At 72.6% G+C, this 25,415-nt stretch carries 27 protein-coding genes, 4 pseudogenes and 1 riboswitch; of the genes and pseudogenes, 18 read left to right on the forward strand and 13 right to left on the reverse strand.

Annotation, left to right across the window (positions count from 1 at the left end; all coding sequences use genetic code 11):
• Positions 1 to 34: 34 nt before the first annotated feature.
• Positions 35 to 1,282: an MFS transporter gene (locus Dvina_RS36115; protein ID WP_223093804.1), complete on the reverse strand. Its 1,248-nt coding sequence runs from the start codon at positions 1,280 to 1,282 to the stop codon at positions 35 to 37.
• 120 nt (positions 1,283 to 1,402) lie between these two features.
• Between Dvina_RS36115 and Dvina_RS36120 the strand changes: the two genes are divergently transcribed.
• A complete protein-coding gene (locus Dvina_RS36120; RefSeq protein ID WP_223093807.1) occupies positions 1,403 to 2,071 on the forward strand; it encodes a hypothetical protein in 669 nt (222 codons plus the stop codon).
• Between the two features lie 137 nt (positions 2,072 to 2,208).
• Here the strand turns inward: Dvina_RS36120 and Dvina_RS55810 are convergent.
• Positions 2,209 to 2,436 (reverse strand): annotated as a pseudogene (locus Dvina_RS55810) (transposase); the annotation flags it as partial.
• A gap of 14 nt (positions 2,437 to 2,450) precedes the next feature.
• Positions 2,451 to 3,561 (reverse strand): annotated as a pseudogene (locus Dvina_RS36125) (chorismate-binding protein); the annotation flags it as partial.
• Positions 3,562 to 3,930: 369 nt separating this feature from the next.
• Between Dvina_RS36125 and Dvina_RS36130 the strand changes: the two are divergent.
• Complete coding sequence (locus Dvina_RS36130; protein ID WP_223093811.1) at positions 3,931 to 4,146, forward strand: DUF5999 family protein; 216 nt, start codon at positions 3,931 to 3,933, stop codon at positions 4,144 to 4,146.
• Between the two features lie 31 nt (positions 4,147 to 4,177).
• Here Dvina_RS36130 and gcvP read toward each other — a convergent pair whose 3' ends face one another.
• Complete coding sequence (gcvP, locus tag Dvina_RS36135) at positions 4,178 to 7,003, reverse strand: aminomethyl-transferring glycine dehydrogenase (RefSeq protein ID WP_380030524.1); 2,826 nt, start codon at positions 7,001 to 7,003, stop codon at positions 4,178 to 4,180.
• A gap of 76 nt (positions 7,004 to 7,079) precedes the next feature.
• Positions 7,080 to 7,180, reverse strand: a riboswitch (glycine riboswitch).
• 31 nt (positions 7,181 to 7,211) lie between these two features.
• Between gcvP and Dvina_RS36140 the strand changes: the two are divergent.
• From Dvina_RS36140 to Dvina_RS36150, 3 genes and pseudogenes are all read left to right on the forward strand, one after another.
• Positions 7,212 to 7,871, forward strand: a pseudogene (locus tag Dvina_RS36140) (nucleotidyltransferase domain-containing protein); the annotation flags it as partial.
• 48 nt (positions 7,872 to 7,919) lie between these two features.
• Positions 7,920 to 8,666: a nucleotidyltransferase domain-containing protein gene (locus Dvina_RS36145; protein ID WP_223105903.1), complete on the forward strand. Its 747-nt coding sequence runs from the start codon at positions 7,920 to 7,922 to the stop codon at positions 8,664 to 8,666.
• Positions 8,663 to 9,256, forward strand: a complete 594-nt coding sequence (locus Dvina_RS36150; protein ID WP_223093815.1) for a class I SAM-dependent methyltransferase — start codon at positions 8,663 to 8,665, stop codon at positions 9,254 to 9,256. Before Dvina_RS36145 ends, Dvina_RS36150 begins: the two co-directional genes overlap by 4 nt.
• A gap of 125 nt (positions 9,257 to 9,381) precedes the next feature.
• Here the strand turns inward: Dvina_RS36150 and Dvina_RS36155 are convergent, their stop codons facing one another.
• The 5 genes and pseudogenes from Dvina_RS36155 to Dvina_RS36175 form a co-directional block, all read right to left on the reverse strand.
• Positions 9,382 to 9,570 carry a hypothetical protein gene (locus Dvina_RS36155; RefSeq protein WP_223093817.1) on the reverse strand — a complete coding sequence of 63 codons (189 nt, stop codon included), beginning with the start codon at positions 9,568 to 9,570 and terminating at the stop codon, positions 9,382 to 9,384.
• A gap of 34 nt (positions 9,571 to 9,604) precedes the next feature.
• On the reverse strand, positions 9,605 to 9,811 hold the full coding sequence (locus Dvina_RS36160) for a hypothetical protein (protein WP_223093819.1): 207 nt from the start codon (positions 9,809 to 9,811) through the stop codon (positions 9,605 to 9,607).
• Positions 9,805 to 10,257: a hypothetical protein gene (locus tag Dvina_RS36165; protein ID WP_223093821.1), complete on the reverse strand. Its 453-nt coding sequence runs from the start codon at positions 10,255 to 10,257 to the stop codon at positions 9,805 to 9,807. The genes Dvina_RS36160 and Dvina_RS36165 overlap by 7 nt, the downstream gene beginning before the upstream one ends.
• A gap of 107 nt (positions 10,258 to 10,364) precedes the next feature.
• Positions 10,365 to 10,859: pseudogene (locus Dvina_RS55815) on the reverse strand (NACHT N-terminal helical domain 7-containing protein); the annotation flags it as partial.
• 155 nt (positions 10,860 to 11,014) lie between these two features.
• Positions 11,015 to 12,016 (reverse strand): hypothetical protein, encoded by a 1,002-nt coding sequence (locus tag Dvina_RS36175; protein ID WP_223093826.1) that lies wholly within the window; start codon positions 12,014 to 12,016, stop codon positions 11,015 to 11,017.
• Between the two features lie 73 nt (positions 12,017 to 12,089).
• Between Dvina_RS36175 and clsA the strand changes: the two genes are divergently transcribed.
• The 12 genes from clsA to Dvina_RS36235 all read left to right on the forward strand — a co-directional run bounded on the left by clsA (position 12,090) and on the right by Dvina_RS36235 (position 20,138).
• On the forward strand, positions 12,090 to 12,701 hold the full coding sequence (gene clsA / locus Dvina_RS36180) for a cardiolipin synthase ClsA (protein ID WP_246655551.1): 612 nt from the start codon (positions 12,090 to 12,092) through the stop codon (positions 12,699 to 12,701).
• Entirely contained in the window at positions 12,698 to 13,564 is an 867-nt protein-coding gene (locus Dvina_RS36185; RefSeq protein ID WP_223106255.1) for a DUF881 domain-containing protein, read from the forward strand. Before clsA ends, Dvina_RS36185 begins: the two co-directional genes overlap by 4 nt.
• Positions 13,561 to 13,893 carry a small basic family protein gene (locus Dvina_RS36190; protein WP_223093830.1) on the forward strand — a complete coding sequence of 111 codons (333 nt, stop codon included), beginning with the start codon at positions 13,561 to 13,563 and terminating at the stop codon, positions 13,891 to 13,893. The genes Dvina_RS36185 and Dvina_RS36190 overlap by 4 nt, the downstream gene beginning before the upstream one ends.
• A 2-nt stretch (positions 13,894 to 13,895) precedes the next feature.
• On the forward strand, positions 13,896 to 14,588 hold the full coding sequence (locus Dvina_RS36195; protein WP_223105904.1) for a DUF881 domain-containing protein: 693 nt from the start codon (positions 13,896 to 13,898) through the stop codon (positions 14,586 to 14,588).
• A gap of 31 nt (positions 14,589 to 14,619) precedes the next feature.
• On the forward strand, positions 14,620 to 15,000 hold the full coding sequence (gene gcvH, locus Dvina_RS36200; RefSeq protein ID WP_223093832.1) for a glycine cleavage system protein GcvH: 381 nt from the start codon (positions 14,620 to 14,622) through the stop codon (positions 14,998 to 15,000).
• A 140-nt stretch (positions 15,001 to 15,140) separates the two neighbouring features.
• Positions 15,141 to 15,581, forward strand: coding sequence for an oxoglutarate dehydrogenase inhibitor Odhl (odhI, locus tag Dvina_RS36205; RefSeq protein WP_223093834.1), 441 nt, complete (start codon positions 15,141 to 15,143; stop codon positions 15,579 to 15,581).
• A gap of 73 nt (positions 15,582 to 15,654) precedes the next feature.
• Positions 15,655 to 16,302, forward strand: a complete 648-nt coding sequence (gene ftsR / locus Dvina_RS36210; RefSeq protein ID WP_223105905.1) for a transcriptional regulator FtsR — start codon at positions 15,655 to 15,657, stop codon at positions 16,300 to 16,302.
• Between the two features lie 158 nt (positions 16,303 to 16,460).
• The gene (locus Dvina_RS36215) at positions 16,461 to 16,925 is read left to right on the forward strand and encodes a bifunctional nuclease family protein (protein WP_223093836.1); all 465 of its coding nucleotides are present in this window, start codon (positions 16,461 to 16,463) and stop codon (positions 16,923 to 16,925) included.
• Positions 16,926 to 17,259: 334 nt separating this feature from the next.
• On the forward strand, positions 17,260 to 17,880 hold the full coding sequence (locus Dvina_RS36220; RefSeq protein ID WP_223093838.1) for a MerR family transcriptional regulator: 621 nt from the start codon (positions 17,260 to 17,262) through the stop codon (positions 17,878 to 17,880).
• A 55-nt stretch (positions 17,881 to 17,935) separates the two neighbouring features.
• A complete protein-coding gene (locus Dvina_RS36225) occupies positions 17,936 to 18,871 on the forward strand; it encodes a GlxA family transcriptional regulator (protein ID WP_246655552.1) in 936 nt (311 codons plus the stop codon).
• Positions 18,872 to 19,510: a DJ-1/PfpI family protein gene (locus Dvina_RS36230; protein ID WP_223093840.1), complete on the forward strand. Its 639-nt coding sequence runs from the start codon at positions 18,872 to 18,874 to the stop codon at positions 19,508 to 19,510. It begins immediately after the preceding gene.
• 10 nt (positions 19,511 to 19,520) lie between these two features.
• Entirely contained in the window at positions 19,521 to 20,138 is a 618-nt protein-coding gene (locus Dvina_RS36235; protein ID WP_223093842.1) for a DUF2461 domain-containing protein, read from the forward strand.
• Positions 20,139 to 20,180: 42 nt separating this feature from the next.
• Here Dvina_RS36235 and Dvina_RS36240 read toward each other — a convergent pair whose 3' ends face one another.
• The 3 genes from Dvina_RS36240 to Dvina_RS36250 form a co-directional block, all read right to left on the reverse strand.
• The gene (locus tag Dvina_RS36240) at positions 20,181 to 21,323 is read right to left on the reverse strand and encodes an FAD-dependent oxidoreductase (protein WP_223093844.1); all 1,143 of its coding nucleotides are present in this window, start codon (positions 21,321 to 21,323) and stop codon (positions 20,181 to 20,183) included.
• A gap of 124 nt (positions 21,324 to 21,447) precedes the next feature.
• Complete coding sequence (locus tag Dvina_RS36245) at positions 21,448 to 22,044, reverse strand: hypothetical protein (RefSeq protein WP_223093846.1); 597 nt, start codon at positions 22,042 to 22,044, stop codon at positions 21,448 to 21,450.
• Between the two features lie 11 nt (positions 22,045 to 22,055).
• Entirely contained in the window at positions 22,056 to 23,036 is a 981-nt protein-coding gene (locus Dvina_RS36250) for a zinc-binding dehydrogenase (protein WP_223093848.1), read from the reverse strand.
• A gap of 132 nt (positions 23,037 to 23,168) precedes the next feature.
• On the opposite strand from Dvina_RS36250, the gene Dvina_RS36255 reads away from it, so the two are divergent.
• Positions 23,169 to 23,795: a TetR/AcrR family transcriptional regulator gene (locus tag Dvina_RS36255; RefSeq protein ID WP_223093850.1), complete on the forward strand. Its 627-nt coding sequence runs from the start codon at positions 23,169 to 23,171 to the stop codon at positions 23,793 to 23,795.
• 124 nt (positions 23,796 to 23,919) lie between these two features.
• On the opposite strand, the gene Dvina_RS36260 is transcribed toward Dvina_RS36255, so the two are convergent.
• On the reverse strand, positions 23,920 to 25,404 hold the full coding sequence (locus Dvina_RS36260) for a glycosyltransferase family 4 protein (RefSeq protein ID WP_223093852.1): 1,485 nt from the start codon (positions 25,402 to 25,404) through the stop codon (positions 23,920 to 23,922).
• Positions 25,405 to 25,415 lie beyond the last annotated feature (11 nt).

Raw genomic sequence — 25,415 nt, forward strand, 5'->3', positions numbered from 1 at the left:
TAGGCGATCCCCCGCGTCCGCGAACCGGGTTTTGTTACGCCGGGGCCAGGGCCAGGTCGAGGGTGGCGACGTGGCGGCGGGTGGTGCGGCGGTAGCGGTAGACCTGGACGGCGCCGACGGCCCACAGGACGTACTGGACGGCGAAGGCCCAGCGGAACCCGGCGAGCGACGGGTGGGCGGCGCCCGGCGGGGTGTGCAGCTGGAGCACAACGCCGATGGCGACGATGGCCAGGATCGAGGCGACGAAGCTGCCGACGTTGACGATGCCGGTGGCGCCGCCGATGCGGTCGGCCGGGTTGAAGGAGCGGGCGTAGTCGAAGCCGATCATCGAGCCGGGGCCGCTCATCGTCAGGACCACGACCAGGGTGGTCAGCAGCCACAGCGGGGCGCGGCCGGGCCAGAGCAGGACCGCCGTCCACGCCGCGGCCGACGAGCCGACGATCCCGAGGACAAGCGTCGAGCGGTGGTACGGCAGCCGCCCGCAGAAGTGCCCGACGACCGGCCCGAGAACGATGCCGCCGACCGTGAGCAGCGACAGCAGCAGCGCGGCGGTGCCCGGGGCGACGCCCTCGCCCTGCGTCAGGAACGGATAGCCCCACAGCAGCGCGAACACGCCACCCGGGAAGCCGGTGACGAAGTGCGTCCAGAGGCCCAGCCGGGTCCCCGGATGCGACCAGGAGTGCTTGAGGCCCAGCTCTCGCTTCTGCGCCGGGTGTACTGCGAGGTCGGTGGGCTGATCCCGCAGCGCGACCAGGACCAGGAGGACCGCCGCGGCACCGAGGGCCCCGGCGGCGAGAAATGTGGTCGTCCAGCCGAAGTGGCGCAGGAGGAGCACGAGCGGTACAGCCGAGGAGATCGCTCCTAATTGACCGACCATCCCGGTGAGCTGAACCATCAGCGGATTGCGCCGCGGCGGGAACCACAGCGCCACGATCCGCAGCACGCTGATGAACGTCATCGCGTCACCGACACCGATCAGCACCCGGGCCGCGATGGCCGTGCCCACGTCACCGGCGAAGGCGAAGACCAGCTGGCCGGCCAGCATGAGCGTGCCCCCGGCGACGAGCAGCCGGCGCGACCCGAAGCGGTCGAGGAGGACCCCGACGGGGATCTGCATGGCCGCGTACACGGCGAGCTGCGCCACGGACAGGATCGACAGCAGGGCGGTCCCGACCCCGAGGCGGTCGGCGGCCTCGACTCCCGCGACGCCGAGGGAGGAGCGGTGGAAGACGGCAACGATGTACGCGAGGAGCCCGATGGACCACATGATGTAACGGCGCATAGCGCTCCCAACGCTATCGGCCGAGGGGCGGGTTTCGGGGTGAGGTGTGACGCCCTCAACTGTGGGTTTGCAGACACCGCCTACGCTGTCGGGGTCCGCTTTGTCGTCCAGAGGAACGTCATGACCGAACTGACCGAGCGAGCGATCGCGTGGGAGCACTCGGGCGACGGCGAGTTCCCGTACCACGCCGAGGTCGACGGCCGGACGCTGACCGTCCGCGTCAACGACTTCCCGGCCGAGCCGCTGTACACGCTCATGGCCGACGGCGCCGAACTCGCCGACCTCGACGACTGGCCCTCGTCGTGGCGCCGCCCCCCGGTCCCGCAGCACCTGCTCGACCTGGTCGCCCGCCCGATCACCACCGACCTGCTCTGGACCTGGGCCAGGCGCATCTGCGACGTCACCACCGAACACGCCGCCGAGGTGGCCGCCCTGCTCGGCCTGCCCGCCCCGACCCAGGACGACTTCGGCCGCCTCTTCGTCCAGCCGACCCCGCCCGGCACCGCCTGGCTCCGCCTGTTCATGAACGACAGCGCGGTCGGCGGCCTGGGCCTGGCCTCGGTCGAGGTCCGCTTCACGACCCCGTCCCTGAGCCGCTCGGAGCTGGACGCCTGCTTCGGCCCGAGCGAGAACCTGCCCCGCGTCCACTGGGACGCCCCCCACGTGACAGCCCACCGCATCACCACCCCCGACGCCCCACTGACGTGCACGCTGTTCGCCTCGTTCCACGACGACCCCGGCCCGACCGACCGCGCCTTCCAGATCTCCCTGCGCCGCGACAGCCACTGAGCCGCTTCCCACCGGGGTGTCCTGACTTATCGACGGCGCAGCGTCGGCGGGCGAGACAGATGAGGGCGGCGTTGTGCCGGTGCGACAGCGAGCCGAGGCGGCGAGGAGGAGCGCGTGTTTGCGCTGCTTGCTGCCGCGGCCAGGCCGGCGTAAGCGGCCAGGTGGCCGGGGTCGGGAAGGCGGTACCGTCTCCGACTTTGACGAGGGTTCTGGCTGCGGTCCTGAGCCCTGCGCTCGGCATCGACGTCAGGACCTGGACAGAGGGGGTGCGCATCAGGCATCCCCTCGACCTCACGGGCCGGCTCGTCGCGCTGGCGCAGCACCTCGCGCAGGCTCTCGGCGAGCCTCGCCAGGATCTTCTCCGCCGCGGTGCGGCTCGTCAGCCGGGGTGCAGGGCTCGCTTGATCGGGGCCATCTTCGCGGCCGCCTCGGCCACCTCGGCGGTCGGGTCGCTGTCCCAGACGATCCCGCCGCCGGCCCACAGGTGGGCGCGGCCGGCGGTGACGGCGACGGTGCGGATGGTGAGGCCCAGGTCGATCTCGATGCGGCCGGCGCGGTCGTGGCCGATCCAGCCGCACGCGCCCATGCTCGGGCCGCGGCCGACCGGCTCCAGCGCGGTGGCCACGGCGATCGCGGCCCGCTTCGGGGCGCCGGTGACCGAGCCGCCCGGCCAGACGGCGGTCAGCAGCTCGGCCAGGCCGACGCCGGGAGCGAGGCGGGCGCTCACCGTCGACTCGGCCTGCCACAGGCCCGACCAGCGGCGCAGTGCGAAGAGCTCGTCGACGCGGACCGTGCCCACGGCGGCGACGCGGCCCAGGTCGTTGCGCTCCAGGTCGACGATCATGACGTGTTCGGCGCGCTCCTTGGCCGAGGACAGGAGTTCGGCTCGGCCGGCGGGTGTGGCGGGGCGGGTGCCCTTGATCGGGCGGGTGACGGCGCGGCCGGCGGCGACCGAGATCAGCGTTTCCGGGGAGGCGGTGGCCACCCACCAGTCGTCGCCGCGCAGGACGCCGCCGTAGCGGGCGCCCGGGAGCGCGGCCACCCGGGCCAGGGCGGCGGCGAGGTCGCCGGCGTCCACCGCACGGGCCGGCCGGCCAGAGGCGGCATGGGTGCTGAAGATCGGGGCGCTCGCATGGCCCACGAGGTTGACGACGTAGACGTCGCCGCGGGCGATGGCGGCGCGGACGGCCTCGACCGCCGCCGCGTGCTCGGCCTCCGTCCAGCTTCCGATCCACGGGCCCACGCCGAAATATCGGGATTCGCGGCTTTTGTCGGGCCGGGCATCTGCGCCCCGCGCGCCCGCCGAGTGCGCCGGAACCTGAAAATTGCGCGCCACCTCAGGCTGGCGTGGTGTCCGGTTCCCGACAGTCCGGTCGCCGTCCAGCGGCGGCGCATGACGGGGCCGGGGACCGTGCGAGTACGCCACCGCCACAAGATCGGGCACGGAGGGTGTCGGCGAGGGTGTCACCGAGGGTGGCGAGAGCAAGACCGAAATCCCACAGGTGAATGAGTCAGTGACCGTGGGTGATGCCGAAATATCGGCAATTTGTACGCCGTGCGACTCCGCGAATTCAATCAGTAATCGAAGAGGGTCTCCGCCGTCTTCGGCGTACCATTCGAGCCGGGAGCGCTCCCAGACGTGGTTCTTACACGCGTCGGGTAACCCCGGCGGGTGAAGATCCACTGTCTCGGGCGCATACCCGACGACCGGTCCTAGTGTGCTCATACGAAGGGTGGATTATCCCGAAGTTGTGCCGTCACATGTTCGGAATAGTGTCGTTGGCCGTAGTAGCGTGCATCACTGGTCATGTGAACAACCACACAGGCCCCACCTGAACCTCTCAAATCGGAGACCCCCGATGCTCTGCCAGCACCAGCCCCTCTGCCCCACCGCCGAAGACACCGATCGCGAGGCCGCCCGGGTCGCCGCGAGCCACCCCGAGCAGGGGTGGAGCCTCCTGTGCAACGGTGTGATCGTCTTCGAGGACACCGGCGAGCTTCTGCCCGATTGCTCCGTGATCGAGCCGCACCGCGGCTACGCGCCTCACACGCTCGTGGGCGCGGCGCCGCGGTAACGCAACGTAATTACGAAGCCGACTTAAATAATTACTCCTCGTAAGCGGAGGCCGGTGGGCACGAGCACACCAGGTTCCGGTCTCCGTAGCTGTCGTCGATCCGGCGGACCGGCGGCCAGTACTTCGCCTCGCGCGCCGCTGCGCTCGGATACGCGGCTACCGACCGCGGGTACGCGTACGGCCACTCGTCGGCCGTGACCACCGCCGCCGTGTGCGGCGCGTTGGCGAGAGGGTTGTCGCCGGCGGGCCACTCGCCCGCCGCGACCCGGTCGATCTCCGCCTTGATCGCGATCATGGCGTCGCAGAACCGGTCCAGCTCCCCCAGGTCCTCGCTCTCCGTCGGCTCGACCATGAGCGTCCCGGCGACCGGGAACGACATCGTCGGCGCGTGGAAGCCGTAGTCGATCAGGCGCTTGGCCACGTCGGCGACCGTGACGCCCGAGGCCCGGGTGATCCCCCGCAGGTCCAGGATGCACTCGTGCGCGACCGGGTGCTCGGCGCCGCTGTACAGGACCGGGTAGTGCTCGCGCAGCCGGGCCGCCACGTAGTTCGCGGCCAGCACCGCCGTCGCGGTCGCCTTCGTCAGGCCGTCCGGGCCCATCAGCCGCAGGTACGCCCACGGGATCGGCAGGATCCCGGCCGAGCCGTAGGGCGCCGCCGCGACCGGGCCGACCGGCGCATCGGCCGACAGGAACGGGTGTGACGGCAGGAACCTGGCCAGGTGCGCGCGGACCGCGACCGGGCCGACGCCGGGGCCGCCGCCGCCGTGCGGGATGCAGAACGTCTTGTGCAGGTTGAGATGGGACACGTCGGCGCCGAACTGGCCGGGCTTGGCGTAGCCGAGCAGCGCGTTGAGGTTGGCGCCGTCGACGTACACCTGCCCGCCGGCCTCGTGCACCTTGTTGCACAGCTCGGAGATGCCGCTCTCGTACACGCCGTGCGTCGACGGGTACGTGACCATGATGGCGGCCAGCCGGTCCCGGTGCCTGTCGATCTTCTCGTCCAGGTCGGCGAGGTCCACGTTGCCCAGCTCGTCACAGGCGACGACGGCGACGCGCATGCCGGCCATGACGGCGCTCGCCGCGTTGGTGCCGTGGGCGCTGGACGGAATCAGGCACATGTCCCGGGAAGCGTCGCCGCGGTCGAGGTGGTACGCCCGGATCGCCAGCAGGCCCGCCAGCTCCCCCTGCGACCCGGCGTTGGGCTGCAGGCTCACCGCGTCGTAGCCGGTGACCTCGGCCAGCCAGCGCTCGAGGTCGCTGATGAGCCGGCGGTACCCCTGCGTCTGCGTCGCGGGCGCGAACGGGTGGATGTTCGCGAACTCGGGCCAGGTGATCGGCTCCATCTCGGCCGTCGCGTTCAGCTTCATGGTGCAGGAGCCCAGCGGGATCATGCCGCGGTCGAGGGCGTAGTCCTTGTCCGAGAGCTTGCGGAGGTACCGCAGCATCGCCGTCTCGGAGCGATGGCTGGAGAACACCGGGTGGGTCAGGTAGGACGAGGCGCGGCGCAGCTCGGCGGGCACGTGGTCGGCCGGGTCGAGCTCGGTCACGTCGACGTGGGCCAGGCCGAACGCGGCGAGCACGTCGCGCACGTGGCCGAACGTGGTCGTCTCGTCACAGGCGATCCCGACCCGGTCCGCGTCGATGCGGCGCAGGTTGATCCCCCGCGCGGCGGCGGACTCGACGATCTGGCCGGCCTGCCCGGGCACCAGGGCGGCGACCGTGTCGAAGAAGGCGTCGTGCTCGACGGCGATCCCGCCGGCCCGCAGCCCCGCGGCCAGGCGACCGGCCATCTCGTGGGTCCGCGCCGCGATCTCCCGCAGGCCGTCGGGGCCGTGGTAGACCGCGTACATGCTGGCGGTCACGGCGAGGAGGACCTGGGCGGTGCAGATGTTGCTCGTCGCCTTCTCCCGGCGGATGTGCTGCTCGCGCGTCTGCAGCGCGAGCCGATACGCGGGGGCGCCGCCGGCGTCCTTGGACACGCCGACGAGCCGCCCGGGCAGGGTCCGCTCGAGGCCCTGCCGGACGGAGATGTAGCCGGCGTGCGGGCCGCCGAAGCCCATCGGCACCCCGAACCGCTGGGCGCTGCCGACGGCGACGTCGGCGCCGATCGCGCCCGGCTCCCGCAGCACGCACAGGGCGAGCAGGTCGGCGGCGACGGTGACGATCGCGCCCGCGGCGTGGGCCCGCCCGATGAGCGCTTCGTGATCCCTGACGACGCCCGATTCGCCGGGGTACTGCAGGTGCACCCCGAAGTACGCGTCGGGAAGCTCGTCGGTGGCCAGGTCGACGACCCGGACCTCGATGCCGAGCGGCTCCGCGCGGGTCCGCACGACGGCCAGGGTCTGCGGCAGGACGTCGGCGTCGACGACGTACACGTCGGACTTCACCTTCGACGAGCGCCGCGCCAGCGTCATCGCCTCCGCGGCCGCGGTCGCCTCGTCCAGCAGCGACGCGCCCGCGACGGGCAGGCCGGTCAGGTCCGCCACGACGGTCTGGAAGTTGAGGAGGGCCTCGAGTCGGCCCTGCGAGATCTCCGGCTGGTACGGCGTGTAGGCGGTGTACCACGAAGGGTCCTCGAGCACGTTGCGCAGGATCACCGGCGGGGTGTGCGTCCCGTAGTACCCGAGGCCGATCATCGACACCAGGGGCCGGTTCGCCGAGGCGAGCGCCCGCAGCTCGGCGAGGACGTCGGCCTCCGACGCGGCCGGCGGGAGGTCGAGGGGCCGGTGCCAGCGGATCGACCCGGGGATCGCGGCGGTCATGAGGTCCTCGACCGTCTCGTAGCCGACGGTCTTCAGCATGCGGGCCTGCTCGTCGGCGCTCGGGCCGATGTGCCGCGCGGCAAAACTGGTCATAGCCACACTCTCTGGATCGCGGGACAGGGGCGTTGGCGATGCGCTCCTCCCCCTCTGTCGCAGACTCCAGAGGTGCCAACCCGCCGCGGTCCTTTTGCCTGAGAGGTTCCGGGGAGGATTTGCCCCTTCGGCGCCGCCGTCAACGTTGGTTGCGGTGGTCTCTCCCGCGCGGGTGTTCGGCAGCCCTACCCTACCAACTGTGCAGGACTTGACCATCGTGGCGAAGCACACGATCTACTCGGCAATCGTCGGATCGCGCGCGTACGGACTTGCCGGTCCGGCCTCCGACACCGACCGCCGCGGTGTGTACCAGGCCCCGACCGACGCGTTCTGGACGCTCGGCAAACCGCCCACGCACGTCGAGGGCCCGCGGCCGGAGGAGTTCTCGTGGGAGGTCGAGCGCGCCTGCACCCTGGCCCTGCAGGCCAACCCGACCGTCTGGGAGTGCCTGTCCTCGCCGCTCGTGGAGCACGTCACCGACGCCGGCCGGGCGCTGCTGGACCTGCGCCCCGCGTTCCTGTCGATCCGCGCCGCCCGCACCTACGGCGACTACGCCAAGGATCAGCTCAACAAGCTCACGAGCGTCCGGCAGCGCACCGGCGAGGTGCGCTGGAAGCAGGCGATGCACATGGTCCGCCTCCTGCGCGCCGGCGCCCACGTCCTGCGCACCGGCGACGTGCTCGTCGACGTGTCCCACCTGCGCGACGAGCTCCTGGCCGTCCGCCGCGGCGAGGTGAGCTGGGAGGACTTCCAGGCGCTGGCGGCCGCGCTGGACGCGGACCTGGCCGCGGCCGAGCGCGAGTCGAAGCTGCCGGAGGAGCCGGACCGCGCCGCCGTGGACGCGTTCCTGGTGTCGCTGCGCGGCGGCGCCCCGGCTGCCCGCAGCGCCCCCGCGCGCGTCACGGAGCATCCGCCCATCCCCGCGGGCATCCCGGCGTGGGCGGGCGACGTGGCCGACGAGCACCCCTACCCCTTGGCGTTCGCGACGGTGAGCGGCGCGCACCTGTACGGCTTCGCGTCGGTCGACTCCGACCTCGATCTGCGCGGCAGCCACCTGCTGCCCCTGGACCAGGTCGTCGGCCTGGAGACGGGCCCGGACACGGTCGAGTCCGGCGGCGTCCGCGAGGGCATGGAACTGGACGTCGTCAGCCAGGAGCTGGCGAAGTTCATCCGCCTCCTGCTGCGCCCGAACGGCTACGTCCTCGAGCAGCTGCTGTCGCCGCTCGTCGTGCGCACCTCCGCGCTGCACGAGGAGCTCAAGGCCCTCGCGCCGCACTGCCTGACCGCGGAGCACGCCCGGCACTACCTGGGCTTCGCCTCGGGCCAGTGGCTGCTGTACGCCAAGACCGGCGAGCTGAAGCCGGCCCTCTACACGCTGCGCGTCCTGCACACCGGCATCCACCTCCTGCGCACCGGCGAGGTCGAGGCCGACCTGCGCGTCCTGAACACGCTCGCCTACGTCCCCGAGCTGATCGAGGCCAAGAAGGCCGGCGAGCACCGGGCCCTGCCGCCGGGCCTGGTGGCGGCGGAGCGGCTGGCCGCCGACGTGGCCCGGCTGACGGCCGAGCTGGAGGCGGCCCGGGACGAGTCGAAGCTGCCGCCCACCCCGTCGGCCGGGGCGGCCCTCAACGACCTCCTCATCCGCACCCGCCTGGCCCGATGACCCCCGGCGACCGCACCGAGGCGATCACCGCCTTCCACGCCTCCCTGGACGGCCCGACCTGGCGCGTGGCCGGCTGGGGCAGCCCGGACCTGCAGCGCCTGCGCTTCGACGCCCTGACCCGCAACGCCGGCTACGCGGGCGGCACGGTCTTGGACTGGGGCTGCGGCCCCGGCGACCTGTACTTCCACCTGCGGTCCCTGGGCCACCCGCTCACATACACCGGCATCGACCTGGACCCGCGCATGGTCGCCCTGGCCCAGTCCCGCAACGTCCCGGACGTCACCCTCGGCACCACGGCCACCGGCCGCCACGACTACGTCTTCGCCAGCGGCATCTTCCAGTTCGCCGACCCGGACGACCCGCTGTACTACCTGACCATCCTGGAACAGGCGTACGACGCCGCCGGGCGCGCGGTCGCCGCGAACTTCCTGAGCCCCAACCGCCCGGACTCCGCGAAGGCCGGCGACGAGCTCTACCCCGACCCCACGGTCCTGGCCCGCTTCGCCACCGCCCTGACCGACCGCTGGCGCCTGGACCACGCCTACCACCCCCAGGGCGCCGACTTCACCCTCGCTCTGTTCCGCGATTGACCCAGTCCGTGTACCAGGCCAGGTCGCCGGCAGTATCGAGATCAGCGGAGGAGGGCTCCGGCGGCAGTCCGAGCCGTGCCCGCAACCCGGCGACTGGGTGGCGCCCCAGGTGCATCGGGCGTGAACTACGACTGCCAAAGATGGGACAACCGGTCCCACGAGGCACTTGTCAGTTCGAACCTGTCCAGGGCGGCGCTGATGGTGACCAGGTTCAGCGTGTACACGGCGAGCGCGCCCAGCATCGGCAGCGCCGGATAGGGCGTGTTGCCCATACCGTCGAAGAACCAGCGCGGCGGCACCTCGTCCAATGCCACCGCCAGTTGCCGCTGTACTACTTTTCGTAATGCTTCAACGGTCGGCGCAGTCTCGGGCCCCGTTCAGCCGCACGGGAAGCCACTCCCGCAGCATCTGCACCACGACGGGTCGGGAGTGCAGCGCCGAGTACGAGAGGGCGGCATACCAGGCCGCACCGGGGTCGGCGAGGGTCTCGTGCAGCTGCGGCGCGAGCGACGGCACCACCGACATGGCCCGGACCTGCTCGGTCAGGGTCAGCACCCGTCGTCGCCCGGCCGGCGGGCCGCCCACAGCCGCTCGTCCTCGAGGCTGATCCGCTCGCCGGGGTACCGCAGTTCCGTATAGGCCTGCGGCACGAATGCGTCGCTCCGGCTCGGGTACTCCAGGAGCGCTTCGCCGGGTTCCGGCTCGTACTGGTCGACGATGACCGGCTCGGCGGCCCGCTGGTCGTGGCCGGCCGCGAGGGCTTGGACGACGTCGTCGAACGAGCCGGCCGGGCCAGGTGTGGGCAGCGCATCGGCCAGGCGGCGCAGGCTGACGTCGATTCCTCGCATCGAGTCGAGGACGAGACCGATCCGGGCATCGAGAGCGGCGGTCTCGTCAACGACGAGCGACTGGGTCTTGGCGTGCTCGTAGGCGTTGGCCCAGGTGAAGAAGCCCCCGCTGACCAGCATGAGGTCGAGGTACTGCGCGTAGCAGTGGCGCATCGCCAGGCCGGGCAGCTCCTTGCAGGCGGACTCGAACTGTCCGCGCTGGTGTCGGCCAGGTCCTCGGCGTACCGGGCGAGTGATGCACTCATCTCGCCGTACATCTGCAGCCGCTGCGGGTCCTCGTCGCGGAAGCCGGCGGCCGGCTGCGGCAGCGACGCCGGCGGCAGCCCAGCGTAGGCGTCCTGTTCTTCGGCGTCCGCGACCAGCCGGTCGAGCTGCGTGTTGACCGCCGCGCGCTCCTCGGCGGTGAGTCCCAGGCCGGCGAGCAGCGGACCGAGTGCCTCGTCGGCCGCAGCCCAGAAAGCCGTGTGGGTGATGAGCAGGTGGCCGGCGGCCAGGGACTCACTGCGGGCCAGAAACTTGTCACGGCGGCCGGCCAGCCGGCGGGCCAGGTCGCTGACTTGGCGGACGAGATCGCTCTTCAGGTCGAACAGCCCCAGCAGTGGTACGGCGGCCAAACCCAGCACCGCCGGGGACAGCACCAACGCCGCAGTGATGAGGCCGTCGGTAGCGGCCAGCAGTCCCTCGTCGTATTCGGTGACGATCCGGCGGACGTCGCGGTAGGTGATCTGTGTGATCGACTTCGATTGGCGGCCCACGCGGAGAACCTAGCCTTTCCCGGCGGCGTATGGCGCAGCGTCTCCGTCTTACGACGCTCAGTTCCTTGATCAGCTCCGCGCGGCCGGCCGCCTGCGGCGCAGATCTTGAGGGGTCCGGGTGGAGCGAAGCTCCCCCGAGGAAGGGAAAGAACAGCTCAGGGGCGGCTGCGGCCGGAGTTGGGCTCGACCATCAGCAGGGACGAGTCGACGGCCTCGAAGTCGGTGCCCTTCAGGGTCTTGAGCGCGTCCAGCTGGGTGTTGCTCCACTTCGGGTCGTCGGTGCCGGAGAAGTACCACGGGGAGCCGTTGTCGGCCAGGATGGCGCCGTAGGTCTTCAGGGCCTGGGCGACCGCGCGGGCCTGGGGCGGAAACTTCGAGATGTCCACCGACGCCTTCAGGCGGAAGCGGGCACCCATCGGCGGCAGGGCGGCGTCGGTGGCGTCGGAGGCGGCGTGGCGGGCCGGCCAGATGAACGCCTTGCGGGTCTTCGGGGCGGTGAAGCGGATCGCGTGGTCGATCGAGCCGGCGGCGGCCTCGTCGGCGCGCGGGAGGCCGGGGAGGATCGGCAGGCCGGCGGCGTCGGCGGAGGTCCAGCCGGACTTGCGCAGGGTGTTGCTGCGCAGGTCGTAGGCAGCGCCGGAGCCGGCCTTCCAGGAGCCGTCGGGCTGCAGGACGGCGTCGAAGAGCTCGTAGGCGCGGCAGGCGGCGGTGTCCTGGACCAGGACGTGGCGGTCGCCGCCGGACTCCACGCGGGCCGTCTTCGGGATCGGGTAGGGGCCGGGGTCGCTCTCGTCGGCGTACTGGAAGGTGACCTTGACCTTCGGCTGGCCGGCCGGGACCTGGGTGATCGGCAGGCCGAAGCCGTTGCCGAAGTCCGGGTGGGCCTTCGTGGCGGCGCCGATGGAGGCGACCCAGGCGGCGGAGTCGCGGCTCACCGGGAGCTTGGAGACGTCGGCGTGCCAGACGTTGTCGGCCGGGAAGACGGTGCACGGGCCGGCCGCGGACGGGGAGGCGGCGGCCGACGGCGCCGCGCCCAGGGCGCCCTCCGCGGCGGGCGGGGACGGCACGGCGGGTGACGGCGTGGCTGGCTGCGGGGTCGCCGACTGCGAGCATCCCCCGAGGACCAGCACCAGCATCACGGCAATCGTCCGCCTCATGCCGCGCGACGCTACCCGGCCGGGTAGCGGCGCCTCCACAAGGTCACCCGTGCGGGCTGTTAGCATTCCCGGCGTGGTGGACGGGCAGGCTGACCGGCGGGGTCTCGGGCCGGTGCTGACCGTTCCGAACTTCTTCACGTTCGCGCGGCTGCTCGGCGTGCCGCTGTTCCTGTACCTCTTCCTCGCCACCGACGCCACCGGCTGGGCGGTCACCGTGCTCGTCGTCGGCGGGCTCAGCGACTGGGTCGACGGCTTCCTGGCCCGGCGGCTCAACCAGACAAGCCGCCTCGGTGAGCTGCTCGACCCCCTCGCCGACCGGCTGTACATCCTGGCGACACTGTTCGCGCTCACGTACCGCGACATCGTGCCCTGGTGGTTCACGGTCGCGCTGATCGCCCGCGAGGCGGTCATGGTGCTGGTCCTGGTCGTGCTGCGGATCCTCGGGCACGGGCCGCCGCCGGTGCACTACGTCGGCAAGACCGCGACGGCGGTGCTGCTCATGGGCTTCCCGATGATGCTGCTCGCGCACTTCAGCGACGCCGCCCGGCCATGGGCGCAGCCGAGCGGGTGGGCGCTGCTGTGGTGGGGCATCGTCCTGTACTGGCTGGCCGCCGCCTTCTACGTCATCCAGGCCACGGTGCACGTCCGCGCGGGACGGGCCGCGGCCGCCGCCGGCGCGCCGTGACGCTTCCCGCGGACCCGGACCAGCCGGAGAAGTCCGAAGCGCCGGGCAGGCGCCGCGACGACCTGCTCGGCGAGCTGTTGCGCAACCCGCTCGACCCCGGATACGCGGCCGCCGCCGAGCGCCGCGGTGGCGCGCCCCCGCCGAAGGCCGGCCGCTGGCTGACCGCGGCGGCGATGCTGGCCGTCGGGTTCCTGCTGGCCGTCGCCTACCACCAGGCGGTGCAGGCCGCGCCCGGCACCAGCCAGGCCCGTGACGACCTCGTCGCCGACGTCCACGCCCGCCAGCAGACCGCCGACGACCTGCAGCGGCGGGCGGCGGAGCTGCGCTCCCAGGTCGACCAGGCCCGCGACGACGCGCTCGCCGACAGCGCCGGTGCGGCCCGGCTGCGCGACCTCGCGGCCGGGACCGGGACCGGGAAGGTCACCGGGGACGGCGTGGCGGTCCGGATCGTCGACGCGCCGGCGCCTGTCGATCCGGTGACCGGACGTACCGCCGAGGAGAATCTGGGTCTTGTCCTCGACCGGGACCTGCAGGACATCGCGAACGGGCTGTGGGAGGCCGGCGCCGAGGCCGTCGCCGTCAACGGGCAGCGGCTGACGGCGACCGGGACGATCCGCGCCGCGGGCGGGGTGATCCTCGTCGACTTCCGGCCCGTGACGAGCCCCTACGAGGTGACAGCGATCGGGCCGCCCGATATCGCCGCCCGGTTCGGGGACTCGGCGACGGCGAAGCGGTTCAAGCGCTACGTCGAGGAGTACCGAATGCAGTTCAGCGTGAAGCAGCGCACGAACCTGACCCTCGCCGGCGCGGCCGAGCCGCCGCTGAAGTACGCCCGGACACCCTCTGGAGGTCCCTCCCGATGATCGCCGTGATTGCCCTGATCGCCGGGGTGGCGGCCGGTATCTTCCTCGAGCCGACGGTGCCGCTCGGGCTGCAGCCGTATCTGCCGATCGCCGTCGTCGCCGCCCTCGACGCGGTGTTCGGGGCGCTGCGGGCGAAGCTCGACGGGATCTTCGACGACAAGCAGTTCGTGGTGTCGTTCGTGTCGAACGTGCTCGTCGCGGCGCTCATCGTCTATCTGGGTGACAAGCTCGGCGTCGGCGGGCAGTTGTCCACCGGCGTGGTCGTCGTCCTCGGCGTGCGGATCTTCGGCAACGTGGCGGCGATCCGGCGCCACCTGTTCCGGGCGTGAGCATGCGCAAGCCCGCGAACCTGGTGATCGCGCTGCTGCTGGCCCTGCTCGGCTTCGCCGTCGCGGTCCAGTTCAAGGCCGGGGGTACCGACGCGGAGCTCTCCTCGGCCCGCCCGGAGGACCTGGTCCGGATCCTTTCCGACCTCGACGCCCAGCAGGAGCGCCTGCGGGGTGAGATCAGTGACCTCGAGAGCACCCAGCGCCAGCTGGACTCCGGCGCGCAGGGGCGCGACGCGGCCCTGGCCGAGGCCCGCAAACGCGCCGACGAGCTCGGGATCCTGGCCGGGACGCTCCCGGCCGAAGGACCGGGATTGCAGATCGACCTCACGGCGGGTACCGAGGCCATAAAATCCGAAACCGTGCTCGACGCGATCGAAGAACTGCGCGGTGCCGGGGCCGAGGCGATGCAGATCGCCGGGGCGGGCGGGCCCGCGGTGCGCATCGTCGCGCCGACGTACTTCGTCGACTCCTCCCAAGCGGGGCGCCTCGTGGTCGACGGGACCGCGATCGCCGCGCCGTATACGATCACCGTGATCGGCGGCCCGGACACCATGCGGACGGCGCTGAACATCCCGGGAGGGGTCGTGGACAGTGTCCGTCAGCACGGCGGTACGGTTTCCGTGCGCGAAATGGATCCGGTTCGTGTGAACGCGTTGCACAATGCCGGTGCACTGCAGTACGCCAAGCCCGCCTGAATTGCTCGTTTCTACCCGAAGAGGACTTGACGTGATTCCCGACGATCTGCGGTACACCGCCGAACACGAATGGCTCGCCCCCGCCGGCGACGGCACGTTCCGGGTCGGCATCACGCACTACGCGCAGGACTCCCTGGGCGACATCGTCTTCGTGCAGCTGCCCGAGGCCGGCGCCGCGTTCGAGGCCGGCGGCGCACTCGGCGAGGTCGAGTCGACGAAGAGCGTCTCGGAGATCTACGCCCCGGTCGCCGGGGAGATCGTCGCCGTGAACCCGGCCCTGGAGGGCTCGCCCGAGCTCATCAACTCCGACCCGTACGGCGAGGGCTGGCTGGTGGCGCTCAAGCCCGCCGACCCGGCCGCCGTCGACGCGCTGCTGGACGCCAAGGCGTACGGCGCGCTCACGGCCGGCTGACACATTTTCTGATTCCGCTCGCCGCGCGTCCGGTTGACCCGTGATTTCGCGCGTGACTAGGCTCGCTCAGTCAACCGTATGCACGCGCGGGTCCGCAATGCATCCGGGCGACCCCGACAGACAAACCGTGAGGTGGTTCGATGACGCGCCCAGACGACGAGTTTCCCCCACTCGACGTCACGTCCACGCTCAACCTTGGCGCCATTGAGGATGCCATCGAGGGGCCGGACAACGACACGGTGCCCACCCGCATGTCGGGTTCGCTGCCACCCGGCACGGCGCTGCTCGCGGTGCGCCGCGGCCCGAACGCCGGCGCGCGGTTCCTGCTCGATCACGACGTGACCACGAGCGGCCGGCACCCGGACAGCGACATCTTCCTCGACGACGTGACGGTCTCGCGCCGCCACGCCGAGTTCCACCGCGAGGGCGGCACCTTCACCGTGCGCGACGTCGGCAGCCTCAACGGCACCTACGTCAACCGCGAGCGGGTCGAGGCGGCCACCCTGAGCAATGGCGACGAGGTCCAGATCGGCAAGTTCCGCCTCGTCTTCGTCGCAGGACCGCGCCCCGACGAGAGCTGAGGCGATGACGGCGGCGGCCGCCTGGAACCACGACCACACCCCGGGTGAGGACACCACCCGGGGCGAACGGCTCATGAGCATCGGCGAGGTGCTCGCCAGCCTGCGCGGCGACTTCCCCGACATCACCATCTCCAAGCTGCGGTTCCTGGAGACCGAGGGGCTCGTCGAGCCGCGGCGGACGCCGGCCGGATACCGGAAGTACACCTGGACCGACGTCACCCGGCTGCGGTACGTGCTGACCGCGCAGCGGGACCAGTACCTGCCGCTGCGGGTCATCCGCGAGCACCTCGCGACCATGCGCGAGCCCCTGGCCGACGTGTCGGCGGTGGAGCCCGTCGAGGCGCACACCGAGACCCGGCTCACCCGGGACGAGCTCATCACCAAGGCCGGGCTCACCGAGGCGCTCCTGAAGGCCCTGGAGGACCACGGGCTGGTCAAGACCCGGCCCGGCGCCGGCTACGACGCCGACGCCCTGGAGGTCGCCACGGCCGCGGCCCGGCTCGCCGAGTTCGGCGTGGAGCCGCGGCACCTGCGGGCCTACCGGGCCGCCGCGGACCGGGAGGTCGGCCTGTTCAGCCAGCTCGTCACGCCGCTGACCAGGCAGAGCGGCCCGGCCGGGCGGGCGAAGGCGGCCGACACGGTGCATGAGCTGACCGCGCTGACGGCCCGGGTGCACGCGGCGCTGGTGCGGGCCGGGCTGCGGGAGATCCTCGGCAAATAGCCCCGAGCTGGCAACATTTGAGTGAACGAGACATTTCCGGCGCGGCTCGCGTCGGGCGATCTTCGCCACTCGGCACATCACACGGCCATTGCGAGTGGCACGACTGCGGTGGAGTCCGTGTAACGTGCAGGGAGAGGCAAGTCGACACGGAGGCGGCAGTGCGAGAGCTGAATGTGGTCGGAGTCCGCGTGGAGCTGCCCACCAATCAGCCCATCGTGTTGCTCAAGGAGGTCGACGGCGACCGCTACCTGCCGATCTGGATCGGCGCGGTGGAGGCGACGGCCATCGCCTACGAGCAGCAGGGCGTGAAACCGGCGCGCCCGCTCACCCATGACCTGATGCGCGACATGCTGGCGGCCCTCAAGGCCCCGCTGCACGCCGTCGAGATCGTGGAGATGCGCGACAACATCTTCTACGCCGAGCTGGTGATCGGCGACAACGTCCGGGTCTCGGCCCGGCCCAGCGACTCCATCGCCCTGGCCCTGCGCGTCGGCGCCCCGATCCGCTGCGCCGACCAGGTGCTGACCGAGGCCGCCATCGTCATCCCGGACGAGCAGGAGGACGAGGTCGAGAAGTTCCGCGAGTTCCTCGAGCAGGTCCGCCCGGAAGACTTCGCCGGCTGACCCTCCCGGGACGCCGCCTCGGCCGGGGCGGCTCGCATTCCACCTCTTTTGACGCAGCGTAGCCGGTTGGTAACAATTTGCTAACCCGCCCGTGTGACAACGGGCGATTCGGCTGCGCTTTCGGCGAAGACGCTTGCCTTCCGGGATGGGCCAGGTAGCGTCGGTGCCGGGTCAACCGCAGGTTCCGACACCGTCGCCGACGGTGAACGATCTTCGCGGGTGGACGCGCGCAAGGTTTCACGCACCGACACCCGGCGTGTCGCGGCGTTACCTCCCCGCAGACCCTCAAGGTGCGCTATAGGGTTGCGGGTGTTGACGCTGGAGGTGGGTCGCAATGCAACAGCCGCCTGATCCTGGGATACCTGGCTATGCCGCTGAACCGGCGCCGGTGACCACGACTACCGCTTCGGGCTTCGACGCCTCCGAGGACGTCGGATACCGCGGGCCGACCGCGTGCCACGCCGCCGGCATCAGCTACCGCCAGCTCGACTACTGGGCCCGGACCGGCCTCGTCGTCCCGTCCGTGCGCGACGCCACCGGCTCCGGCAGCCAGCGCCTCTACTCCTTCCGCGACATCGTCGTGCTGAAGGTCGTCAAGCGCCTCCTCGACGCCGGCGTCTCCCTCCAGAACATCCGCAAGGCCATCGACACCCTGCGCTCCCGCGGTGTCGCCGACCTCGCCGGCATCACCCTCATCTCCGACGGCACCACCGTCTACGAGTGCCGCTCCCCCGAAGAGGTCGTCGACCTCCTCCAGGGCGGGCAGGGCGTGTTCGGCATCGCGATCTCCGGCGCCTTCAAGGAGATCGAGGGCACCCTGTCGCACCTCCCGGCCGAGGCCGCCACCACCGGCGAGGAACTCCCCGCACCCCCGGCGACCGGCAGCAGCTCCGGCGACACGTTCACCGGCGGCGACGAGCTCGCCATGCGCCGGGCCCGCCGCCGGGCCGGCTGAAAAGGTGGGCAGCGCGTCGTTGCTGACGCGCTGAGCAGCCCCGAAGATCGGTTGTATGGCCGGTCAGCACCACGTCGTGATCGTCGTCTTCGACGGCGTCCAGAGCCTCGACGTCACCGGGCCCCTCGAAGTGCTCGCCGGGGCCAACCTCGCCGGCGGGCAGTACGGCATCAGCATCCTCAGCATCGACGGGCAGCCCGTGCGCACCTCCAGCGGGCTGCGCCTGCTCCCCGACGGCGCGCTCGACGGCCCGCCCGACCTGCTGATCGTGCCCGGCGGCGCCGGCACCAAGCGCGGCGACCCGCGGCTCGTCGCCTGGCTGCGTGAGCACGGGCCCCGAGCCGCGCGGCTCACGTCCGTCTGCACCGGCGCGTTCCTCCTCGCCGAGGCCGGGCTGCTCGACGGCCGCCGGGCCACCACCCACTGGGACCACTGCGCCGCCCTCGCCCGCCGCTACCCCGCCGTCACCGTCGACCCCGAGCCGATCTACGTCCGCGACGGCACCGTCGCCACCTCCGCCGGCGTCACCGCCGGCATCGACCTCGCCCTCGCCCTGGTCGAGGACGACCACGGCCGCGACACCGCCCTCGCCATCGCCCGGCACCTCGTCATGTTCCTGCGCCGCCCCGGCGGGCAACGCCAGTTCAGCGCCCAGCTCGCCGCCCAGGTCGCCGCGCGCGACCCGCTCCGCGACATCCAGCGGTACGCCGCCGAACACCCCGCCGCCGACCTCTCCGTCCCCGCCCTCGCCCGCCGCGCCAACCTCTCCCCGCGCCAGTTCAGCCGGGCCTTCGCCGCCGAGGTGGGCACCCCGCCCGGCCGCTACGTCGACCAGGTCCGCCTCGAGTCCGCCCGCCGCCTGCTCGAAGAGCGCCACGGTGGCGTCGAGGAGGTCGCCCGGGCCTGCGGCTACGGGACGCCGGAGGCGATGCGCCGGGCCTTCGTCCGCGAGCTGGGCATCAGCCCGGCCGACTATCGGGAGCGTTTCTAGATGCAGATAGCCATGGTGTTGTACCCCCACATGACCGCGCTGGACATCGTCGGACCACACGAGGTGCTGTCCCGGCTCCCCGGCGCCACGACGACGTTCGTGGGCGCGGGCGCGGGGCGGGTACCCACCGACACCGGCACACTGTCCCTCGGCGACAAGGCCGACTTCTCGGCCGTGCCGGCGCCGGACGTCGTCGTGGTGCCCGGCGGGCGGGACGTCGCCGCCCAGCTCGCCGACGCCGCCCTGCGCGACTGGCTGCGCGCCGTCGACGCCGGTGCCACCTGGATGACCTCCGTCTGCACCGGCTCGCTCATCCTCGGCGCGGCCGGGCTCCTCGAGGGCCGGGCCGCCACCTCGCACTGGATCGTCCGGGAGCGGCTGCGCGAGTTCGGCGCCGAACCGTCACCCGAGCGGGTGGTCGTCGACGGGAAGTACGCCACCGCGGCCGGCGTCTCCGCCGGCATCGACCTCGCCCTGACCCTCGCCGCCCGCATCGCCGGGCCGCAGGTGGCGCAGACGATCCAGCTCGCCATCGAGTACGACCCGCGGCCCCCGTTCACCGCCGGCTCGCCCACCACGGCCCCGGCCGGGATCGTCGGGCACCTCCGCGCCAACGCCCACCTGATCGTCACGTCCTAAACTCCAGGGCGTGACGTTCCGCGGCTGGCCGAGCGAGGCCCTCGAGTTCTACGACGGCCTCGAGGCCGACAACTCGAAGACGTACTGGACCGCGCACAAGGCGATCTACGACGACCAGGTCCGCGCCCCGATGACGCAGCTGCTGGCCGAGCTCGAACCGGAGTTCGGCCCGGCCAAGATCTTCCGCCCGCACCGCGACGTCCGCTTCAGCGCCGACAAGTCCCCGTACAAGACCCACTGCGCCGCCTCCTTCGAGCGCGGCGGCTACATCCAGCTCTCCGCGTCGGGCCTCGCCGCGGGCGCGGGCGCCTACATGATGGACGCCCCGCGCCTGGCCCGCTTCCGCACCGCCGTCGCCGCCGACGCCTCGGGCACGGCGCTGGCCGCGATCGTCGCCGACCTGGAGGCCCGCGGCTGGTCGGTCACGTCCCACGAGCAGCTCAAGACGATCCCGCGGGGCTTCGACAAGGACCACCCACGCGCCGCCCTGCTGCGCCAGAAGGGCCTCATCGCCTGGCACCAGTTCCCGCTGCGGCCCTGGCTCGGCACCGCCAAGGCCCGCACCCACGTCGAGCAGTTCCTCCGCGGCTGCCGCCCCCTGCAGGAGTGGCTGGCCACGCACGCGTGAGCGCCGGCCCGCGCGGCGGCCCGCCGGCGACCGGGAGTTCGCTCAGGCGCCCCGGCCGACGCCGGCGGCGCCGGTGAGGAGCGCGATCAGGCCCCGGGGCGCACCGGCGCCGAAGACGAGGTCGATCGTCCGGTGGGCGGCGACCGCCTCGGCCTCGCTGCGGCGGAACATGACCTCCTCGTATGCGGCGAACGCGGCCTCCGGATCGCCCGGATGCGCGGCGAGCGCCTCCCCGAGCTCGGCCCCGTCGAGCATCGCGGTGTTTGCGCCCTCACCGCCCGGCAGCGTCACGTGGGCCGCGTCGCCGAGCAGCGTCACGCCCGGCACCCGCTCCCACCGGTGCCGATCCGGCAACCGATGGATGCTGCGCAGCACCGGCCCGGTCTCACCGTCGGCGATGAGCGACACCAGCTCGGGCGCCCACCCCTCGAACTCGGCCGCGACGGCCCGCCGCGCGGCCGGCGCGTCGGCGAAGTCGATCCCGGCGAACCACTCGAGCGGCCGGAAGAACACGGCGTAGGTGTGGATGACGTCGCCGGCCTCCCGGTGGGCGAGGAGCCCCTGGCCGGGCGTGAGCGCGTACATGGCCCCGGCCCCGACCGTCTTCGCCGCCGCGCCGTGGCGCACCTCGACGTCGCGGAGGGAGGTGTCGATGTAGCTCATGCCCGCGTACGTGGGCCGCTCGTCCGACAGCAGCGCCCGCACCCTCGACCAGGTCCCGTCCGCGCCGACGAGGACGTCCGACCCGACCACCGACCCGTCGGCGAACCGCAGCTCGTGCCGCCCACCACCGACGGCGGTCGCCGCCACCAGCTTCCGGCCCCACTGCACGGTCCCGGCCGGCAGCGAGTCGAGCAGGATCCGCCGGATGTCACCGCGCAGCGCCTCCGGCCGGGCCATCGACCCGTCGTCCGGAATCTCGGCCAGCAAGGCCCCGCGCGGGTCCAGGACTCTGCGGGCCCCGCCGCCGCGGTGGATGATCGCCCGGTACTGCTCGGTCAGCCCGGCCATCGCCAACGCCCGCTGCCCGTTGTGCTCATGCAGGTCGAGCTGCCCGCCCTGCGTACGCGCCCCCGCCGACGCGTCCGCGTCGTACACGGTGACGGGCAGCCCGCGCAGGTGCAGCACGCGCGCCAACGTGAGCCCGCCGAGCCCGGCCCCGACGATCGTCACGGGACTGTCCATGGTTGCCGCACCTCTTCAGCGAACTAAGTTCCATCTGACGATCTAAGTTCTACGCGGCGAACTAAGTTCGTGTCAACGCAACGTGTCACGCCCGACATCCATCCGCACGGCCCGGCGGGTGGCGTCAGGCGGTCACGGGTGGCTGCCGGTAGACGACGGCGATGTTGTCGGCGGAGGGCTGCAGCGTCCAGCCGGGCGCCCGGGCCTCACCCATGAGGAGCTCGACCGTGCCCCGGGCGAAGCCGACGGTCGCGCGCGGGCACCAGAATCCGCCGTCCTGCGGCTTGTAGTCCAGCTGGACGTCCATGACCGTCTCCCCGGCGAAGCCCGCCCAGCCGCTGCGACGGGTCACGTCCCAGATCGCGATGTCCGAATCGGGCAGCACCGCGCAGCCCAGCAGCGGCTGCTCCCAGAACACCAGGCCCTCGGTCCAGCCCGGCGTCTGCCACGTCACGCTGAAGACCCGGCCGTCCACGCACTCCAGCTCGACGCCGAAGTCGACGGAGTCGAACCCCTCGTACCGCCACGAGGGCCGGTCCCACTCCGCGACATCCACGATCCAGCGCGGACCCGCCAGGTCCGGTGCCGCGTCCTCGCGGGCGTAGTCGATGTCGACGTACCGCACCGCGCCGAGCACCGCGCCCACCATCTGCCGGGCGTGGTCCTCGCGCAGGCGGCGCTCGTCGGCGGTGCGCACGAACGACGTCATCGAATCCAGCACGCAGTCGATTGTCAGGGAATCAGGGCGAGCTTGCCCATCGTGGTGCGGGCTTCCAGTTCGGCCAGGGCCTTCGGGCCGTCGGCCAGGGCGTAGGTGCCCGGGTCGGCCGGGGCGATGACGCCGGTCGCCAGCAGGGTGAAGAGCTCGCCCATGACGTCGCCGAAGATCTCGGGTGCGGCCTGGATCAGGGTGCCGAGGTTGAGGCCGATGACGTGGACCTGGTGGCGGTACACGAGGTCCCAGTTGGTGATCGACGCCTCCCCCGCGGCCAGGCCGTAGACGACGACGCGGCCGGTGACGCGCCTGGTCGCGGCCAGGCTCGCGGCCAGGGTGGGGCCGCCGGCCGACTCGAGGACCAGGTCCGCGCCCGTGCCGCCGGTCAGCTGCAGGACCGCGGCGGCCAGGTCGGCGCGGCGGGAGTCCAGGACGTGGTCGGCGCCCAGGGCGAGCACCGTCTCGTGCTTGGCCCGGGAGGCGGTGGCGATGACCGTCGCGCCGTAGTGCTTGGCCATCCGGACCGCCGCCTGGCCCGTGCCGCCGGCGGCGGCGTGGATCAGGACCGTCTGGCCGGCGGTGAGGGCGCCCAGGGGTTTGAGGGCGGCGAGGGCGGTCGGCCAGTTCACGACCAGGCCCAGGGCCTGCGCGCCGGTCCAGCCGGCCGGGATCGGGACGGCCGCGGCCGCGGGCAGCAGCAGGTATTCGGCGAACGCGCCGCCGCCGATGCTGACGCCGACGACGTTCGCGCCGGGCGCCACGGCCGTCACGCCGGGGCCGGCCGCGACAACGGTGCCGGCGGCCTCGATGCCGGCCACGTACGGCGGCTGCGGCCCGCCCGCGAACGCCCCGCGGGACTGGGAGATGTCGACGAAGTTGACGCCGGCGGCGGTGACCTTGACCAGGACCTCGCCGGGGCCCGGGGACGGGACCGGGGCGTCGGTGATCAGGCGCAGGTCGCCCGGGCCGTTCAGGGAGGTCTGCTGCAGGGCGCGCATGGTCGGCTCCTCGGCTGTGCGATTTGTTTATCGAACGACCAACAAACCATGCCGGAGCCGGCCCCGAGCGTCAAGGTAAAGTTGATCGAACGGCAAACAAGTACGGAGACGACAAGTGCGGAGACGATCGGCATGGCCCCTCGCGGACGGCCGCGCACGTTCGACCCCGATACCGCCCTGCGGCAGGCGCTCGACCTGTTCTGGGAGCGCGGCTACGAGGGGACCTCGCTGCAGGATCTGGCCGGCGCGATGGGTGTCGCATCGGCCAGCATCTACGCCTGCTTCGGCAGCAAGGAGGAGCTGTTCCGCCGGGTGATGGCCCTCTACGGGAGCACCTCCGGCGAGCCGCCCCGGCGCGCGCTGCGGGAGGGGGCCACGGCGCGGGCGGCCGTGCACGCGATGCTGCGGGCCACCGCCGACCAGGTCACCGGCGCGGACACCCCGCACTACTGCATGCTCGTCCTGGCCGCCCCCGTCGGCGCCGTGGAGAACCACACGGTCCGCGAGTTCCTGGCCGAGCGCCGCCGCGGCCAGCACACGGCCATCCGCGACCGCCTCGCCCGCGGCGTCACCGACGGCGACCTCACCGCCGCCCCGGCCGATCTCGACGCGCTGGCCCGCTATTACACGACGGTGGTCCAGGGCCTGTCGATCCAGGCCCGCGACGGCGCCACCCGCCCCGAGCTGGAGACCGTCATCACCTGCGCGATGGCCGCCTGGGACGCCCTCACCGCCGCGCCCTCACCAACCGCACCCTGACCCCACAGCCATCACATCGCCGGGCACGGCGCTGGGCGCGATCGGCCCCGCGGGGCGCGCACACAGTGACGCAGCCGCCCATGCCTGAGCGGCTGCGTGGAGAAGCCGGCGAAACGGGGCGCGGCTACCGGCGTTCGACCGCCGCCATCACCACGTCGAACGGTGCCGCGGCCGCGCGGGCGGCGGCGTCGCGGTCGGCCGCCTCCCGGGCCACGGCCTCGGACCACAGCCCGCCCTCGGCGGCCAGTGCGGCCCGCGCGGCGTCGGCGCCGGCCTGCCAGGCCGCCTCCTCCGCGGCCGCGCGGACCAGGCTCGCCGGGCGCGCACCCACGGGGACGCGGGGCGGGTCGGCCAGGAGGTTGCCGGGCGGGACGAAGACGACCGGGAGGCCGCTGCCGAGCACCGTGGCGCGGCGGCGGGCCTCGAAGGCCGGGGACTCGTCGACGGCGGCGCCGTAGACGGCCGCGGTGCGGGCGGCGATGGCATGCCAGGAGTGGCGTTCGCGGGCCATGGCGCGGGCGCGGGAGGCAAGCGTCTGGGCGAAGATCGGGTCCTGCAGCAGGGCGTCCACGGCGTCGACGAGACCGTCGGGGTCGCCGGACGGGAAGCGGATGCCGGTGACGCCGTGCTCGACGATCGAGGCCAGGCCGCCGGTCGAGGCGACGACGAGCGCGGCGCCCGAGGCGGCGGCCTCGAGGGCGACGGTGCCGGTGGGCTCGTAGCGGCTCGGCATGACGAAGGCGTCGGCGGCGGCGAGGACGGCGGCCAGGGTCGGCTGGTCCAGGGTGCCGGGGAAGGAGACCGCGCGGTGCAGCTTGAGGCGGCGGGCCTCCTCGATCAGGGCGCCGCGGTAGGGGCCGTCGCCGGCGACGACCGCACGGGTGCCGGGGTGGCGCTCGCGGATCGCGGGCATGGCGGCGAGGAGGTCCTGGACGCCCTTCTCGCTGATGAGGCGGCCGGCGTAGACGAGCAGCGGGCCCTCGCCGGCGAAGCGGAGGCGGGCCTGCAGGACGGCGCGCGGCTCGGCGGTCCACACGTCGGGGTCGATGCCGCTGGGCACGACGTCGACGCGCTCGGCGGGGACGTCGAAGAGGTGCTGGACCTCCCAGCGCAGGTACTCGGTCGGGACGATCACCCGGCACGCCTCGGAGCCGAGCCACCACTCGACGGAGTGCACCGAGCGGCTGGTGTCGCCGTCGACGATGCCCTGGTGGCGGCCGGCCTCGGTGGCCTGGAGGGTGGCGACGAACGGGATGCCGAAGTGCTCCTTGAGCGTCACCGCAGCGTGGGTGACGAGCCAGTCGTGGGCGTGGATCACGTCGTAGCCGGCGGCCGGGGCGGTGCGGATCGCGGCCTCGGCGAGCAGGTGGTTGACGGCCATCGTGTGGCCGAGATCCGGGTCGTCGGCATCCGGGTCGAACTCGGGCAGCGGGTCGGCCCGGACCACCCGGACACCGCCGAAGGAGGCTGTCGAACGGCCGTGCCGGGTGACGACCGTGACGTCGTGGCCGGCGGCGGCAAGCGCGGCGGACAGGGCGGCGATGCGGCCCTCCCGGGCGGCTATCGCGTCACTTGGAGGGAAGTCCCAGGCGATCATCAAAACGCGCATAGCGGATACCT

It is taken from the genome of Dactylosporangium vinaceum (assembly GCF_019904175.1).
GTDB classification, from domain to species: domain Bacteria; phylum Actinomycetota; class Actinomycetes; order Mycobacteriales; family Micromonosporaceae; genus Dactylosporangium; species Dactylosporangium vinaceum.

Excerpts from the sequence above, each read along its gene's own strand:
- Dvina_RS36175 (WP_223093826.1), bottom strand. The coding sequence starts at position 12,016 with ATGAGGCGGACGATTGCCGTGATGCTGGTGCTGGTCCTCGGGGGATGC.
- odhI (WP_223093834.1), top strand. The coding sequence starts at position 15,141 with ATGACGCGCCCAGACGACGAGTTTCCCCCACTCGACGTCACGTCCACG.
- Dvina_RS36260 (WP_223093852.1), bottom strand. The coding sequence starts at position 25,404 with ATGCGCGTTTTGATGATCGCCTGGGACTTCCCTCCAAGTGACGCGATA.
- Dvina_RS36150 (WP_223093815.1), top strand. The coding sequence starts at position 8,663 with ATGACCCCCGGCGACCGCACCGAGGCGATCACCGCCTTCCACGCCTCC.
- Dvina_RS36130 (WP_223093811.1), top strand. The coding sequence starts at position 3,931 with ATGCTCTGCCAGCACCAGCCCCTCTGCCCCACCGCCGAAGACACCGAT.
- Dvina_RS36190 (WP_223093830.1), top strand. The coding sequence starts at position 13,561 with ATGATCGCCGTGATTGCCCTGATCGCCGGGGTGGCGGCCGGTATCTTC.
- gcvP (WP_380030524.1), bottom strand. The coding sequence starts at position 7,003 with ATGACCAGTTTTGCCGCGCGGCACATCGGCCCGAGCGCCGACGAGCAG.
- Dvina_RS36230 (WP_223093840.1), top strand. The coding sequence starts at position 18,872 with ATGCAGATAGCCATGGTGTTGTACCCCCACATGACCGCGCTGGACATC.
- Dvina_RS36120 (WP_223093807.1), top strand. The coding sequence starts at position 1,403 with ATGACCGAACTGACCGAGCGAGCGATCGCGTGGGAGCACTCGGGCGAC.
- Dvina_RS36250 (WP_223093848.1), bottom strand. The coding sequence starts at position 23,036 with ATGCGCGCCCTGCAGCAGACCTCCCTGAACGGCCCGGGCGACCTGCGC.
- Dvina_RS36255 (WP_223093850.1), top strand. The coding sequence starts at position 23,169 with ATGGCCCCTCGCGGACGGCCGCGCACGTTCGACCCCGATACCGCCCTG.
- Dvina_RS36225 (WP_246655552.1), top strand. The coding sequence starts at position 17,936 with ATGGCCGGTCAGCACCACGTCGTGATCGTCGTCTTCGACGGCGTCCAG.
- Dvina_RS36240 (WP_223093844.1), bottom strand. The coding sequence starts at position 21,323 with ATGGACAGTCCCGTGACGATCGTCGGGGCCGGGCTCGGCGGGCTCACG.
- ftsR (WP_223105905.1), top strand. The coding sequence starts at position 15,655 with ATGAGCATCGGCGAGGTGCTCGCCAGCCTGCGCGGCGACTTCCCCGAC.
- Dvina_RS36220 (WP_223093838.1), top strand. The coding sequence starts at position 17,260 with ATGCAACAGCCGCCTGATCCTGGGATACCTGGCTATGCCGCTGAACCG.
- Dvina_RS36165 (WP_223093821.1), bottom strand. The coding sequence starts at position 10,257 with ATGCGCCACTGCTACGCGCAGTACCTCGACCTCATGCTGGTCAGCGGG.
- Dvina_RS36115 (WP_223093804.1), bottom strand. The coding sequence starts at position 1,282 with ATGCGCCGTTACATCATGTGGTCCATCGGGCTCCTCGCGTACATCGTT.
- Dvina_RS36195 (WP_223105904.1), top strand. The coding sequence starts at position 13,896 with ATGCGCAAGCCCGCGAACCTGGTGATCGCGCTGCTGCTGGCCCTGCTC.